The organism is Desulfosediminicola sp. (assembly GCF_048381775.1).
Classification (GTDB): domain Bacteria; phylum Desulfobacterota; class Desulfobulbia; order Desulfobulbales; family Desulfocapsaceae; genus Desulfopila; species Desulfopila ganghwensis.
The window spans coordinates 58,244-74,001 of sequence record NZ_JBLXGE010000013.1 but is presented as its reverse complement, the minus strand read 5'-3'; the positions used below and the strand labels follow the sequence as shown (position 1 = coordinate 74,001).

The 15,758-nt window shown below is 49.5% G+C and carries 13 protein-coding genes; 3 read left to right on the top strand and 10 right to left on the bottom strand.

What is annotated here, in order from left to right:
• Positions 1 to 384: 384 nt before the first annotated feature.
• From ACN5NT_RS19160 to argJ, 4 genes are read right to left on the bottom strand one after another with little or no spacing between them, the layout of a single operon-like run.
• Positions 385 to 894 carry a SixA phosphatase family protein gene (locus ACN5NT_RS19160; protein ID WP_419176521.1) on the bottom strand — a complete coding sequence of 170 codons (510 nt, stop codon included), beginning with the start codon at positions 892 to 894 and terminating at the stop codon, positions 385 to 387.
• Positions 891 to 1,637, bottom strand: a complete 747-nt coding sequence (locus ACN5NT_RS19155) for a ParA family protein (RefSeq protein WP_419176520.1) — start codon at positions 1,635 to 1,637, stop codon at positions 891 to 893. The genes ACN5NT_RS19160 and ACN5NT_RS19155 overlap by 4 nt, the downstream gene beginning before the upstream one ends.
• 22 nt (positions 1,638 to 1,659) lie before the next feature.
• Positions 1,660 to 3,231 (bottom strand): CHAD domain-containing protein, encoded by a 1,572-nt coding sequence (locus tag ACN5NT_RS19150; RefSeq protein ID WP_419176519.1) that lies wholly within the window; start codon positions 3,229 to 3,231, stop codon positions 1,660 to 1,662.
• A gap of 13 nt (positions 3,232 to 3,244) precedes the next feature.
• The gene (gene argJ, locus ACN5NT_RS19145; protein ID WP_419176518.1) at positions 3,245 to 4,432 is read right to left on the bottom strand and encodes a bifunctional glutamate N-acetyltransferase/amino-acid acetyltransferase ArgJ; all 1,188 of its coding nucleotides are present in this window, start codon (positions 4,430 to 4,432) and stop codon (positions 3,245 to 3,247) included.
• 369 nt (positions 4,433 to 4,801) lie between these two features.
• Here argJ and cls point away from each other — a divergent pair, with 369 nt between their 5' ends.
• The 3 genes from cls to ACN5NT_RS19130 all read left to right on the top strand — a co-directional run bounded on the left by cls (position 4,802) and on the right by ACN5NT_RS19130 (position 8,198).
• Entirely contained in the window at positions 4,802 to 6,295 is a 1,494-nt protein-coding gene (gene cls, locus ACN5NT_RS19140) for a cardiolipin synthase (protein ID WP_419176517.1), read from the top strand.
• Between the two features lie 29 nt (positions 6,296 to 6,324).
• On the top strand, positions 6,325 to 7,122 hold the full coding sequence (locus ACN5NT_RS19135) for a metallophosphoesterase family protein (RefSeq protein WP_419176516.1): 798 nt from the start codon (positions 6,325 to 6,327) through the stop codon (positions 7,120 to 7,122).
• A 98-nt stretch (positions 7,123 to 7,220) separates the two neighbouring features.
• Positions 7,221 to 8,198, top strand: coding sequence for a polyphosphate kinase 2 (locus tag ACN5NT_RS19130; protein ID WP_228721370.1), 978 nt, complete (start codon positions 7,221 to 7,223; stop codon positions 8,196 to 8,198).
• A 144-nt stretch (positions 8,199 to 8,342) separates the two neighbouring features.
• Here the strand turns inward: ACN5NT_RS19130 and secA are convergent, their stop codons facing one another.
• The 6 genes from secA to ACN5NT_RS19100 form a co-directional block, all read right to left on the bottom strand.
• Positions 8,343 to 10,901: a preprotein translocase subunit SecA gene (secA, locus tag ACN5NT_RS19125; protein ID WP_136797690.1), complete on the bottom strand. Its 2,559-nt coding sequence runs from the start codon at positions 10,899 to 10,901 to the stop codon at positions 8,343 to 8,345.
• A gap of 530 nt (positions 10,902 to 11,431) precedes the next feature.
• Positions 11,432 to 11,692, bottom strand: coding sequence for a hypothetical protein (locus tag ACN5NT_RS19120; protein ID WP_136797688.1), 261 nt, complete (start codon positions 11,690 to 11,692; stop codon positions 11,432 to 11,434).
• Between the two features lie 12 nt (positions 11,693 to 11,704).
• Complete coding sequence (argS, locus tag ACN5NT_RS19115) at positions 11,705 to 13,363, bottom strand: arginine--tRNA ligase (protein WP_419176515.1); 1,659 nt, start codon at positions 13,361 to 13,363, stop codon at positions 11,705 to 11,707.
• 150 nt (positions 13,364 to 13,513) lie between these two features.
• The gene (gene alr, locus ACN5NT_RS19110; protein WP_419176514.1) at positions 13,514 to 14,644 is read right to left on the bottom strand and encodes an alanine racemase; all 1,131 of its coding nucleotides are present in this window, start codon (positions 14,642 to 14,644) and stop codon (positions 13,514 to 13,516) included.
• Positions 14,645 to 14,663: 19 nt separating this feature from the next.
• Positions 14,664 to 15,089, bottom strand: a complete 426-nt coding sequence (locus tag ACN5NT_RS19105; protein WP_419176513.1) for a hypothetical protein — start codon at positions 15,087 to 15,089, stop codon at positions 14,664 to 14,666.
• Positions 15,090 to 15,259: 170 nt separating this feature from the next.
• Positions 15,260 to 15,445, bottom strand: a complete 186-nt coding sequence (locus tag ACN5NT_RS19100; protein ID WP_136797680.1) for an ATP-binding protein — start codon at positions 15,443 to 15,445, stop codon at positions 15,260 to 15,262.
• Positions 15,446 to 15,758: the final 313 nt, after the last annotated feature.

The window sequence follows — 15,758 nt, the reverse complement described above, 5'->3', positions numbered from 1 at the left end:
AAACCGGAGTTTTCATATACCACTATGGCCGGATTGCGATTACTTCATAAATTCAATGGCGTTACAGGCATAAGATCGTGCAGCCTCGTAGGTCATATAGAAGAATTTGCAATTACGACAACGCTGGGAAGACGACATCTGACGCCTCTTCATCAATGGCTGAAAATTATCGATATACATTGGCTGGAAAGCCAACTGGAATCTTTCGTTTCCTGATCGCGAAGAGCTCAATGTACGAAGCTCTTGTCAATTATCCTCTCAGGAATAAAAGGAAAGATACCACCACAATATAAAAATGCCACAGGAATAGCACTGTGTTGGAAGGGTAATGGGGATACGGCAGGCAGGCCGGATCGATCCGGCCCTCGATGGAACAGTGATCCGTCACTTGCGACTATGTTCAGGATGCCTCTTGGGGTAGTCGAAGAACTGCAAATGCCCTCCAGCCTCTCCCACCTGATGCCAGCCATCGATATCAAAAGCGATCCCGACGATGCCACAGGTGGGAACATTACCTAAAGGCTCATTGGTGAGATATTCAGCAAAATCGGTAAGCACATAGTTATGCCCTACCAGAAAAAGCCGTCTGATTCGATTCTCTGTCTGGCGAACGACGAGAAGTAACTTATTCATATCTGAGGTATAAATATCACCGCGCTGCTGAATACGTTCCTGCGGATAGCCGACGCATTCGGCAATCGTTCCTGCAGTTTTCCTGGCTCGTTTGGCGGGGCTGGTATAGACCATATCCGGCCGCACTCCATACTTTTTCAAACGCGAACCCATGAAAGGCGCGTCCCGTTTGCCGCGTTTGTTCAGCGGACGCTCAATATCATCAAGGCCGGGATTGCTCCAGCTCGACTTTGCATGGCGTATCAGATACAGCTCCTTCATATCAACTCACTCCTGTCCCACAACTCTTGCCACAGCTCCTGATAGCGCTGTGCGGCAACAGATGTTGGAGAAACAGCACCAACCGGCTGCCGATATATTCCCATTTTCTCTATCTCTGCCTGAAATGGGATCTGGGTATCACGAAAGATCGGGTAGTGCTGAAATTTTTCCACCACATCCTTATGCATCAGTTTACGTGGTTCAACCATCGAAAAAAAGGCGTTGATTCGTTTCTCTTCTGCTCCGACTTTACGAAAGATCTTCAACAACTGCTTCAAGGCAACCAGGGAAAGAGTTGTTGGAATGACCGGAGTAACGACAGAGTCTGCGGCGAGAATGATATTCTCTGAGAGCAGGGTTATATTGGGCGGGCAATCCATAACCAGTACATCATAATGGTCGCTCAGGCTGTCAAAAAGATTTTTCAGAGCCCGGCGCCTGGTACTCGCCTCAAGCTTAGCTAAGGCAAGGTCAAGATTGCGGAAAGAAAAATGGGCCGGCAACAGATCGAGGTTTTCGTAATCAGAGGCACGGATATACTTATCGAAACCGCCGCCCAGTAGTTTTTTACCACTGAAACTCTTGGCGGCTTTAACTCGAAAATAGTATGAAGCGGCGCCCTGGGCGTCAATATCACAGAGCAAAACCCTGTGACCTTGCCGCGCAGCACAATATGACAGGTTCACCGCCGTAGCCGTCTTGCCCACCCCTCCTTTGCTGCTATATACCGCAAAAATCTTCATCCTTCCCTCTACATCCGAGCTCTCAATCTACCTTCCTTTCAGGAGGCTGTTCGCACCTGCCGGCGAATATCTGCTCAAGCAGATCTATGTTCTTTTTGGCTGCGAAATTCTGAAAGGTTTGTTCGAATTTGGTCCTGACCTCCTGCTGCGCATCACCCATATGGACAATGAGCCCGCCAAGTGCCGCAGCCAGCGCCAACGAGTCGGGTGTAGTCGGTTTAAGTTGCTGCAGTCGTGCCAGCAACACCTCCCGCTGTACCGAATAATCATTGAAATCGCCGAGGTTATTCTGCAGCTTCTTCATCTGCTTCAGATATTCAAGAGTTGCCTCTTCAGCAAATATTGAGCAGAAAAACTCGAGCATATAACGGAATTTTTTGCCCTCTATACGCAACTCATGGAGTTTGTCATCCCCTGTTTCCGGAGTAATCCTGCCACCTTCTTTCAGGATGCGCTTAAACCGTTTACGGATAATCTTCTCGGCAACCTCCCGGCAGTTTGCAGCTCCCGCTGGATAATCATCCCGATCCGGCAACAGCTCTAAAAACTGCTGCCACCCTTCTATCAGCTGAGAAAATCGCTCCGATTGAAGCGCAGCTTTCATTTGACGAAGATCCTTTTTTCGCTGGCTGGCCAGAATAAGAAAAAAACTTTTGAGACCGGGTTGAAGTTCCACCGGCAGCATCCCCTGGTACTGGTCTGTCATCAACAGATATACATCCAGATCACGAACCGGCCCGGTGACGGTACCCAACCACTTAAACTCCTCCTGAAACTGGCGCACCTCGCCCTGCGGGAGATATTTTTTCAACAGAGACAGCAGAGAGCGGGTCCTTCGCACCGCCACACGAAAGTCATGGAGAAACTCCGAATCGATATCGTCCAGAGTCCCGCTAAGATTTCTGAGCATTGCCTCTTTAAGCACAATGCAAATCTGCTGCACCGCCTCAGCGATACTCGCCTCAGCCGATAACCGGCAGGAAAATTTTGAACTGGTTATACTCCTGTCCACTCCAAAAGCCTGGTGCAACCTCTCCATCAGGCTCTCATCCTCACCGCACTTCCGGAATTCCTCAGCTCTCAGAAGGGCTACCACCTTCTTCTTCGGCTTGTTATATCCTCGCAATGGTTTGAGGATGAGCAAGGGCTGCAGCTCACGGTGTTCATCTCCATGCTCAGCACTCTGGCGAATAACGCTGAACCGCAGAACCGTTTTCTGATCTTTGTTCAGCAAGGCCACATCATTCTGAGCAGTTTCGACTGTGAACTGCGGCAGCAGCGCACGAACGTCCATACATTTTGCCAGATGTTCACGCAAGGCACCTTCGGGAAAATCCCGCAATAAAGGGCGTGGCTTTCTTGAGCCGGTCTCCGAAGCAAGGATAGCTCCGTCGAGGTTGGAAAAGGTATATTTGTATCCTGCACGCTCCACCATTACCCCGTTGGAAACAAGTCTCCAGTCCCAGGTATCAAGATAGGTGGAGCGGTACTGTTGCTCACCGGTCTCTTCAAGCAGATAGAGATCTTCAAGCTGCTGGTAGAGTCGAGACAAATCATAGCCGGGTGGCAACAGATAGGATACGTTATTCTCCATGCAGGAAACTCCGTTATGACCGATAATCGGCATTAATTTTCACATAATCAATCGAGAAATCACAGGTGTAGATTTCTTCACAACCATTACCCTCTTTCAGGTCGATGCAAACGTTGAATTTTTTCTCTTTCAAAACTTCTGATGCCTCAGCTTCCGCCTCCTTGCCCACAGCCTGACCGTCACGGGCGATCACCACATCGTTAAAGGCAATATCGACCTGATCCGGATTGAAGCGAACACCCGACCGCCCCATTGCCGCCATAATCCGCCCCCAGTTTGCATCCTCTCCAAAGAAGGCTGTCTTAACCAGAGCGGAGTTGGCAATAGTCCTGGCCATCTTCTCCGCTTCTTCATCCTCCCGGGCACCGCAAACCCGAATAGTGATACACTTGCTCGCACCCTCACCATCCGCTACGATCATGAGCGCCAGATCGCGTAATAACGACTCCAACGCATCCTGAAATATTGCGTAATCGTCAGCACATTCTTCATCAAGCCAAGGATTTCCGGCCTCGCCATTTGCCATTACCAGTACCATGTCATTGGTGCTGGTATCGCCATCAACCGTAATTCGGTTAAAGGTTCGCTCGACACTGCTGACCAGGGTTTTATGCAGTTCAACAAAACCTACCTGGGCATCCGTCAGCACAAAGGCCAGCATCGTTGCCATATTCGGCATGATCATGCCGGCACCTTTGGCCATACCCATCAAAGTAATCTCCTTGCCGCCTATCACCACTTTTTTCACAGCGGTCTTCGGAACGGTATCGGTGGTCATGATCGCTTCCGCTACTTTGCCGAAGTTCCCTTCATCAAGACCTTCAACCAGGGTTGGAATACTCGTCTCAAAAGCCTCCATATTGAGCTGGTCACCAATCACACCGGTAGACGAAAGCTGAACCATATTATCGGCGATCCCGAGAGCATCTGAAAGCAATTTACTCGACCGCAGGGCAGAATCCATACCCTGCTTGCCGGTACAGGCATTTGCACAACCGCTGTTTACCAGAATCGCCTGGGCTTTGCCCTCTTGTTTGAGCCGGTCCATATCAATCACAACAGGTGCTGCCTTAACCTGGCTGGTGGTAAAAGCACCTGCTGTGACAGCAGGCTTCTCACTGAAGATCAATCCAAGATCCAACCTGTCTTTGTACTTAATGCCAGCAGCTACCGCCGATGTTTTAAATCCTTTAACGCCCATGTATTTCAATGTCCTGTGTGTGAATGAAACTCAATGAAAGCTTCCATTATTCTCCGATCAGAGATTTTCAGTTTCATCTCCGACCAATTTCCCCCGTCTGACTTTTGTGCATCTCAGCCCCGGAACGGATCTGCAAGATATCATTTCCCTTGCAACCGGGCGCGTGATTCAATACAATCTATCATTTATCTGTCTGAATATGCTACCCTAAAATCATAGAGACCAGTGTTGCTCCCCATCTAAAAACACTAGGGAACAATAGTGATTGGCAACCCGCATACTTCAGAATACCGACCACAGTTCTAACATCTTTCAGTAGCCGTTACGGCCGTTAATAACAGATCATTCCACACTATTACCAATCTCTTTATGCCGGAACTCAACTTTTCGCTCTTTTCCACGCTGTTTTTTCTGGTGGACCTCGCTATCAGGGTAGGCCTCTCTTTTCGGGTAATTATGCGGAAAAGGTCGCACGGCGTTACCCTGGCCTGGTTAGTTGTGATACTCCTTTTTCCCTTCATAGGCGTTATTCTTTACCTGCTTTTTGGCGAAAACCGTATCTCCGAACGCCGAACAAAGCGCATGCAGCATTCCTTTAAGTATTACCAGCACTGGTTGCAATCTTTGCAGGACCGTGCTCCGGTACAGTGGCAACATCTTGGCGCAGAGTGCCTGCCCCTCCATAACCTTGCTCTGCATCACACCGGGCTGCCCGCCATGGCCGGTAACAATCTCGTACTACTCAACAGCTCGGAACAGTTTTTAAACTCGCTGATTGGCGACATCGAACAGGCTCGCTCCACCTGCCACCTCCAGTTTTACATCTGGCAGGAAGGGGGCATGGTTGACGATGTCATGGCCGCAATCTGCAGAGCCTCAGATCGTGGTGTCGCATGCCGCATACTGCTCGACTCCATCGGTAGCCGTGAGTTCCTGGTCAGCGACTCTGCGGCAAAGCTGCAGGCAAGAGGGGTGCGGATTCGTGAAGCACTTCCCGCTGGGCTGATCAAGGCGCTCTTTGCCAGGGTCGACATCCGTAATCATCGTAAAATTGTAGTGATCGATGGTCAAACCGCCTATACCGGCAGCCAGAACATGGCTGATCCAAGCTGTTTTAAAGCCGGGGCCGGAGTAGGCCAATGGGTCGATGTAATGCTCAAACTCCGCGGGCCGGTGGTAGAGAGCCTCGCAGGCACATTCATCAACGACTGGTATCTGGAATCCAGTTCCAGGCAGATTTCGTTAGCCGTAACATCCCACGCGGTAGAATCATTCCGAAAGGCAGCCGATGTACATCAACTTGAACCGGAAGGAGACGTGGCTGTACAGCTTGTTCCCTCTGGCCCTGATTTTACCACAGAAGCGATACACAGCCTGCTTTTGACCACCATATATGCAGCACGAAAGGAGCTTATACTCACTACTCCGTATTTCGTCCCGGATGATGCTTTGCTCGCTGCCCTGAAATCCGCCTCACTGCGAGGTGTTCAGGTCATCCTCATCATTCCTGCGCAAAACGACTCCAAACTTGCAGACTACGCCAGCCGTGCCAGATTTGGTGAACTTCTGCAGGCGGGGGTTCATATCAAGCTCTTTTTCGGTGGTCTGCTCCATTCCAAGACCATCACCATAGATGGCGATTTTGCTCTGTTTGGCTCCGTAAACTTCGACATGCGCAGTTTCTGGCTCAACTTCGAAACTACGCTTGTTATTTACGACAGACCAGCCTGCACCCAACTTCGCGAACTCCAGCAGGAATATATCTCCTCTTCCAGGGATCTTGACAAGGAAGACTACCAGAATCGTTCTACACTTGAACAGTTTAAGGAAAATGCGGTACTGCTCATGGGGCCATTGCTGTAATTCAATATAGTTCGATATAGTGTGCTATTATGAAAATTCTCCTTCTCTCAGATATTCACGGCAACTACCCCGGCCTGGAAGCAATTGACAACTTTTTTGCAGGTAATACATTTGAATATACAATCAATTCTGGAGACTCTACGGTCTATGGACCATTTCCCAATGAAGTTCTTGATTGGCTGAGAGCAAAGCAAGCCCTTTCCATTCTGGGCAATACCGACAAAAAGGTACTCAAGCTTTTGCAAGGCGAAGATTTCAAGAAGCCATCGAATCCTGAAAAACGCATCATGTACCAGGTAACGGCAAAACAACTTTCAGAAGCGAACCAACAATATCTTCGTTCGTTTCCGGTGAAGCGCACCATTGAAATCCCTATGGGCTCTGTGCAAACGGGAAACACTTTTGTTACCATCGGCATTTACCATGGCAGCCCGGCTCGACCTCATGAATTTCTTTCTGATTCTACCCCGGAATCCCGCTTTTATGAGTTAGCTGAACACGTCAGTTCTGATATCGTTGTAACAGGCCATTCCCACAGTCCGTACCACAAATATCTGGGTGAGGTCCACTTCATAAACCCTGGATCAGCCGGCCGAATGTTTGACAGCGACCCCTCGGTCAGCTGCGCGGTGATAGAGCTTCAGGAAGGGCAAAACTATCAGGAAACAGACCAGGCTTTATCGCTGAGCCCCGATACAACTCTTCGCCTGTCGGTCAGACATCATCGTATACCCTACGATATTTCCCTGACCACACAAGAACTTCAGCGTTTGAAATTGCCCCCCGTATACGTGGAGATGTATCGACAGGGGCGAAAACTTAACTAAAGCCTAATGTTTTCCTGACAATTTACTGTTATTTTTCATATCCGCTATCAATCATCCTGTTCACATTTTTGTTATATTAATATATTGGAGCACCTTTCATGTCTTTACCCACCAATAGCAAACAGAATTCACCGATGTTCGATCCTGATCGGGGTGCCTCCTCCATAATCAGGGATCTCGTCAAGGACCTTGATAAGAACCTCAAATCTGTGCCGCCTTCCGGGATAACCAAGGCAATGTCGGAACTGCTCCCTGCCAAGCATAAGGATGAGATTGTTGAGGCAGCGCTTCTGAAGTATTATTATGCGGAAGAGCTGAAACCGTACCAGGCAGAGCTCATCAAAATGCAGGTTCATCTTGAAAAGACCGGCAAAAAAATGATCATTCTGTTCGACGGCCGTGATGCCTCCGGCAAAGGCGGCACCATCCGTCGGGTTACCCGCTACATGAATGAAAAGCGCTATCGCGTGGTGGCTCTCGGCAAACCCAACGAAATCCAACAGACCGAACTGCACATTAAAAGATACATCGAACAGTTCCCCCACGCAGGAGAGATCGTCCTGTTTGACCGCAGCTGGTATAACCGGGCAATGGTTGAACCGGTAATGGGCTTTTGCAGCGAGGACCAATACCGACGCTTTTTGAAAAAGGTCAACAGCTATGAGGAAAATTTTATCCTCGATGCCGGCCGCACCACTCTCCTCAAACTGTACTTTTCGGTTTCCAAAGATGAGCAGGCTAAACGATTTGAGCGCAGACGCAATGATCCGTTGCGTCAGTGGAAATTGAGTGAGGTCGATCTGCAGGCCCAGGAGCTGTGGGATGAGTTCACTGAAAAGAAAAGAGTTCTTTTGCAGAAAACCCACACTAATACGTCAAAATGGTGGGTTGTCCGTTCGGATGATAAACACCTGGCCCGGCGTGAAACCATGAAGCTGATTCTGAATTCAGTAAAATACCGTGGCAAAAGCCGATCATTAAACTTCAAGCTGGACCCTGATATCGTTATCCCCGGAAATGTGGAACTTAAAAGGATGATGGCTGAGAAAAAACAGTATGGTTCAGCTTTACGCTGATTGTTCAGGGATAAATACCACGGTTCACCTGCCAAGACACACTTGAGCTCACCACAAAAAAAGATAACACCCAAAAAAGAAAAAGCCGGTCTCCCAAAGCGGAGACCGGCTTTTTCTTTTTAATTGCTCGCCCGAAGTATACGATCAGTTTGCCTGACCACAACACTTCTTGTACTTCTTGCCCGAACCGCATGGGCAGGGAGCGTTACGGCCAACCTTGTCACCTTCACGCTTGATGGTGGCATCAGCCGATTCGTCTTCGTTGGCAGCGGAGGAGGTGACCCTGCTCATCTCCATCTCCTGCTCTTTTTTACGGCGACGCTCTTCCTCGAGCCTTTCGACATCATCCTGCTGCATGATACGAACGCGCATCAGGGAAGAAACACACTGAACACGGATGGCTTCCATGAGCTTATTGAAAAGTTCGAAACCTTCGCGCTTATATTCATTGAGCGGATTCTTCTGCCCATACCCCCGCAGGCCGATTCCTTCCTTAAGGTGATCCATGGAGAGCAGGTGATCTTTCCAGGCAGTGTCAACGATCTGCAGTAACAAGATCTTCTCGATCTGACGCATATTCTCAGGAGTGTTGATCTCTTCCTGGGCAGCATACGCTTTATTGACCATCTCTATGGTTCTTTCGCGGAAATCAGCTTCTTTGAGATCAGCCCGCTCTTCTTCCGGCCACTTCTCGGTGATATTGAAAAGCTCGGTCAGACGATCATGGTATCCATCCCAATCCCAATCTATCGAGTCGATGCGATCCTGGTAAAAATCCTCAATAACGCTTTCTGTGACATCGCTGATCATCTCCTGGATGACACCGGCCACATCACCGCCCTCAAGCACTTCCCGGCGCTGTTGATAAATAACTTCACGCTGCTTGTTCATGACATCGTCATATTCGAGCAGGTGTTTACGGATATCGAAGTTGTGTCCCTCTACCTTGCGCTGGGCGTTTTCAATCGCTTTGCTGATCATGCTATGCTCGATCGGTTCATCCTCCTCCATACCGAGCTTTTCCATAATTCCGGTAATTCTGTCTGAACCGAAAATACGGAGCAGATCATCCTCGAGAGAAAGGAAGAAGCGGGAAGAACCTGGGTCACCCTGACGTCCTGCTCGACCACGCAGCTGGTTATCGATACGACGGGATTCATGACGGGAAGTACCCAGAATATGCAGACCACCTGCCTCGACAACACCTTCACCGAGCTTGATATCCGTACCACGACCAGCCATATTAGTGGCAATGGTCACTCTGCCCTTCTGGCCGGCCTGGGCGATGATCTCAGCCTCACGTTCATGATGCTTGGCGTTCAGCACCTCGTGATCGATTTTCTCTTTCTTGAGCATATTGGCGATCTTTTCAGAGATATCGATCGAGATGGTTCCGACCAGAACAGGACGGCCTTGCTTATGCATCTCTGCAATCTCGCGAACAACAGCACGGTATTTAGCCGCTTCGTTTTTGAAAATTACATCAGCGTAGTCATCACGAACCATTGGCATGTTGGTAGGCATAACCACAACATCGAGATCATAGATCTTCTTGAACTCAGGAGCCTCGGTATCTGCTGTACCGGTCATACCCGCCAGCTTGTCATACATCCTGAAATAATTCTGGAAAGTAATCGAAGCCAGGGTCTGGTTCTCACGCTCGATCTTCACACCCTCTTTGGCCTCAAGCGCCTGGTGCAGACCGTCTGAGTAGCGGCGGCCTTCCATGGTGCGGCCGGTGAACTCGTCGACGATAACGACCTGTCCGTTATTGACGATGTAATCCACATCCTTCTTGAACAGGGTGTGGGCTTTCAGAGCCTGGTTCAAATGGTGAAGCTGCTCAATATTATTCGGGTCGTAGAGGTTGTCTACCTCCAGCATCTCCTCACCGAGGCCAATACCTTCTTCGGTAAGACTTACCTGACGTGCCTTTTCATCGATAACATAATGCTCATCCGGCTTGAAGCGCGGGATGATACGATTGACATTGCCATACAACTCAGTGGATATATCTGCAGGTCCGGAGATGATGAGAGGTGTTCTCGCCTCATCGATCAGGATGGAGTCAACCTCATCCACGATGGCGTAATTAAAGCCGCGCTGAACGAAATCTTCCAGCTCAAACTTCATATTGTCACGCAGATAATCAAAGCCCAGCTCGTTATTGGTGGCATAGGTAATATCGGCGGCATAGGCCTCTTTTCGAGCCTGGTCATCCATACCATGCACGATCCGTCCTACGCTCATACCAAGGAAGTTGTAAACCTGGCCCATCCATTCGGCATCACGGGCAGCGAGATAATCGTTGACTGTTACCACGTGAACACCCTTACTGCTCAGAGCGTTCAGATATACCGGCAGAGTGGAGGTAAGGGTTTTACCCTCACCGGTTTTCATCTCGGCAATCTTGCCATTATGCAGAATAACACCACCAACCAGCTGCACATCGTAATGCCGCTCACCAAGCACCCTGCGACCAGCCTCGCGAACGACTGCAAATGCCTCCGGCAACAGGGAATCGAGGGACTCACCTTTTTCGAAGCGTTCTCTGAACTCAACAGTTTTTGCCGCAATCTCCGCATCGTCCAGTGGCCGAATCGTGCTCTCCAGCTCGTTCACCCTATTCACAATCGGCTTAATCTGCTTCAGTACCCTGTCGTTTTTACTGCCGAATACCTTGGTTAATAATGTTCCAATCATAATGTGTGGTCACTCTGTGATGTAATAAATTATGTAACTATGGAGTGCATATAACAGCAGGACAACTGGCGGTGCGCACAAACCCTGATTTCTCATGTTCATTGAGGTAATTTTTCAATGCTCACCGGTGTTGCCCAGGAAGGAATGCCCTTGGGACCCACTCCAACTGTTGAGAAATCCGGACTAAGAGCCTATCGGAGAAATACCTTTTTTTCTTCTTATCTTCGCCCCTGAAAGAAACCAATTCCCGCAATATTCGATATATTACTGTGAACCACTTCCCTTCAAGGCCCTGATCTAAGAAAAAATGGCGGCCCTCCGACAGACTCCCTGAAGCTGCTTACCAGAAATTTTCGGGAAACAGCGTTGGCAGCGCGACCCGGTCTGCCTTTCTGCGAGCGCTTAGCAAAGCAGCCCACGAACCCTGTACAATTACATATAATGGTTGAAAGATCAAAGAAAAGCTGCACGCTAACGGGAAAGAAACATTCACTTCTTTCCCGTCCGATAACTTGAAAAATGATCCTGTTTTATTGCCTTGTTCTGATTTTTTTCAGTTCTTCAGCCTGAATATGTCGGGCCGGGTCATTCTTTTCGACCTCTCCCCGGGCAATATGACGTTCATTGACACCCAGTTTCGGTGCAGGCAACAGCAATGACTGTCCTGTCCAGACCCCGAAGAGAAACATCCATAAAAAGATGCAGAAGCAGACTATGCCGACCCCGGCAATACCACTCGGGGTCAACTCGAACTTTATCTTTTTTCCCGCCGGCTTTCGCCTTGGTGCCATATCGTACCCCGTTTACATACGTTCAGGAGCGGTCAGCCCGACAATGGCAAGTGCGTTACTGAACACCTGGCGCAAGGCCTCAATCAGACACAATCGAGCCTGACTCAACTGAACATCTTCTGTAATAACCTTGTGTTTGTTGTAGTAGCTATGGAACTGTGCAGCAAGGTCGAGCAGGTAGAAAATCACTTTATGCGGGGCCAGGTCAAGAGCTGCACCTTCAATGACCGCCGGCAGCTGCGACATGGTCTTCAGGAGCTGCATCTCCTCTTCTTCTTTCAAAAGAGAAGGGTCGATTTGATCAAAGCCTACTTTTTCTACACCTTTACCGGCAGCCTGCTCGAGTATGGAACACATCCTGGCGTGACCGTATTGGACATAGTACACCGGATTTTCCTGGCTCTCCTTGGTGGCGAGATCGAGGTCAAACTCGAGCTGACTGTCCGCCTTGCGCATCATGAAGAAGAAGCGGACAACATCGACACCGACCATATCGATCAGTTCGTCAACCGTGACAAAGTTCGCCTTGCGGGTAGACATTTTCACCTGCTTGCCTTCACGGGTCAAGGTCACAAACTGGTGCAAAACAACAGTCACCTTGGACTCATCATAACCAAGCGCCTGCATACCCGCCAGAACATCGGGGATAGTAGCGATATGGTCTGAACCGAAGATGTCTACCATCCAGTCGAAACCGCGCTTGTATTTCTCGCGGTGATAGGCGATATCCGGCAGTCTGTAGGTTGGCTCGCCGGTATTCTTGATGATTACCCGATCCTGTTCCTGACCGAACTCAGTGGTTTTGAACCAGGTAGCATCGTCTTTCTCGTAGACCAGCCCCTTCTCTCGCAGTTTTGCCACTACATCATCGATATGCCCGTCATCATAGAGAGACTGCTCGTTGAAATAGTTGTCGAAGTTAATGCCCATGCGCTCCAGGGTGCCGGCGATATCCTTGAAGATAACATCCTTGGCCTTCTCTTTGAAGGGAGTCACATCCGGCTCATCTTTCAAGCTATCGCCCTGCTCGTCGATAAGCTCCTGGCTGATATCCATGATGTACTCGCCCTGATAACCATCTTCAGGAAACTCATTCGGCAAACCGAGTTTTTCCAGGTACCTGGCCCTGGTGGACTCACCGAGAACCCGCATCTGGCGACCGGCATCATTGAAATAGTATTCGCGATAGACATCATGACCGGTGGCCTCGAGCAAACGAGCAATAGAGTCACCGAGTACAGCCTGACGACCGTGACCAATGCTGAGCGGCCCGGTAGGATTGGCGCTGACGAACTCGACCATAACCTTACGCTTATCGCCTACTGCGCTCAAGCCGAACTGTGTTCCGTTATCAACGATGGTGGGGATAATACCGCGCCATACGTCCGGCTGAATGAACACATTGACAAACCCTGGACCTGCGATATCGACCTTGGCGATAAGCGCGGTCTCTGCCGCCAGCATATCTGCTACCTGTTGTGCTATCTCACGTGGGTTGCGTTTCTCAACACCTGCGAGAACTAACGCGATATTGGTGGCAAAGTCGCCCTGGCCCTTGCGCTTGGGCAGTTCAACCGCATATTTACCAGCCCCGGCGTCAGACCAGTTGCCATTTTCAACACCTTGCTGGAAACACCTGTCAACTACCTCTTTTACTCGTGCTCTGATCATGAATTATACTCGTCTATTGCTATCATTAAGGGCAACATGACAGGAAGGCCCACTGGCGCTTCACTCCCATTGAATCTGCTGTATTTTTTTCTTACTGCCCTGTCGAATAAGGTACGTTACATTAAATTTCGGAGGAGACTCTCCCGAACTTCAAATAAATTTTCTCTGGTTATTGTTGCCGAGCATACAGAGAACCTCATAACTGATTGTCTCCGCCCAGGCAGCAATATCATCTGCGGTGATCTTCTCGTCACCCTGCTCACCCAGGAGCACAGCCTCGTCGCCAGCCTGCACACCTTCTATGTCTGTAATATCAACCATGCACAGATTCATGCAAACCCTGCCGAGTATCGGCACACGCTTACCGTGAACCAATATTTCTCCACGATTGGAAAGCAGGCGCGAGTACCCATCTTCATACCCCACCGGCAGCACCGCCAGCCGGGTTGGCCGGGTCGTTACATAGCTGTGGCCATAGCTGATGCCCACCCCCGCAGCGACTTCCTTGACCATGGCTATCCTGGTGGTAAAACTCATGGCAGGCTTGAGATATGTATCTCCCACCTTGCCGTGTTGCCATTGTCCACTGGGCGAATAACCATATAGAGCTATACCTGCCCGCCCCATGTCGCACAAGGTCTCGGGAAAATTAAGCACTGCACCGGAATTAGCAATATGCCGGATACCAGAAAATTGTGTTTCTATGCTGCGGCATGCATCTGAATATACACGAAAAGCGTTGATGGTATTCGGCGAGTCAACGTTATCCGCCTCCGGAAAATGGCTCAAGAGACCACCGAGTCGTATTCCGGGCAGATTTTCGATCAGTTCGGCAAAAGTGGCTACCTCACCGGGCATCACACCCAGCCTGCTCATTCCTGTGTCGATCTTCAGATGCAGAGTTATTTCCCGCCCCAGGCGAACTGCTGTCTTTGAAAGCAGCTCAACCGCATCGGCTGAAAAGACGACCGGTGTGAGATTTGAGGTGAAAAAATATTCGACAGCATCGGGCTGAAAACCGACCATTACGAATATTTCGCCCTCAACCCCGGCTTGTCGTAGACAGACTCCCTCGCAAGCTTCGGCCACACCAAAAAGGTGGCAACCGGCTTTGGCAAACGCCCTGGCAGACTCGACCATGCCATGGCCGTAGCCGTCGCCTTTCACCATGGCAAGAAGTTCTACCCCCGAGGGCAGTGAGGAGGAAACAATTCGATAATTATGAGTGAGCGCTGCCGTATCGATTGTGACAATATTGGAGGAACTCGGAGTGGGATTCATCGCGTCTTACACTTGAAGATCATTCTTTAAACCATGCCCGCCAGCTGTTTCGGCTCGACCAGGCAAGACCCCAGCCGACAGTAACATACAACATTCCCAATATCGTTCTGGGAATATGAGACTCCCGTAACAGCACGCCGGCAACCATCATGACTATCACCATCAACCAGGTTCCCTTGGAATAGACAGCGCCAAGACAGGTCCCATCGTTGAATTGAGAGATACGTTCCAGAACTCGCCGGGAAGCTTTGTCCAGGATAAAGCGTGATTTGAGAAAACCAAGCGCTACTGCTGGTATAACCAGAATGAGAAGGTCTGCGACATCCAGCCAGCGCATCCCCCTCCACATCAGCAGGGAACCTACACCGGTCCAGAGAGACGCCGCAAGCAGCAGATGTGTCTTCCTCTGCACGCCCGGCTTGAATCGGGACAGCTTTGATGGCATGGAACTTCTCTAACCTCTACTCTGCTCGAACAGCACAGTGGAAAATCTGATCCCCTTATGACTTTTGCAGTTTCGTGCCAGATGGAGATCGTTGTAACGGGTACAAACAAGACAAGCCCATCTCCAAATCGGAGATGGGCTTGCTGCATTACACTGTGCGATGAGGACTATTACATCTCAGTAACAGTGATAGCACCCTCAGGGCAAACCTCAACACAGGTCTCACAACCAAGACACTCATCCGGCTCAACTACTTCTGCTTTGCCGTCAGCCATCTCAAATACCTGTGCAGGACATGCTGATACACATTCCTCATCGCCAGTACACTTATCTTTATCTACAACTACTTCAAACATATTTCACCTCCATGAATTGGATAATTTAAAGAAGTATTTATATTACACTCTGTATGTAATCGAAATACCTTCACGAACATGTGTTTTCGTGTATTACTCCGTTTAATGTACGGCCAGTCTTTTGTCAAGGAAAAACTCAGCCCGTACTCTATGTATATTTTTTCCGCATTTACAGGAACTTAAATCTTTCCAGACAGACTTTTGCCGATAATACACCCACCTAAGACCATTCGTTTTAATGCCGCCCAAGTCCGTGAAATAGAGTGCTGAATCTCCCGGCCGTTCCCATATACCCCGGCTTCGCATCTTGTAA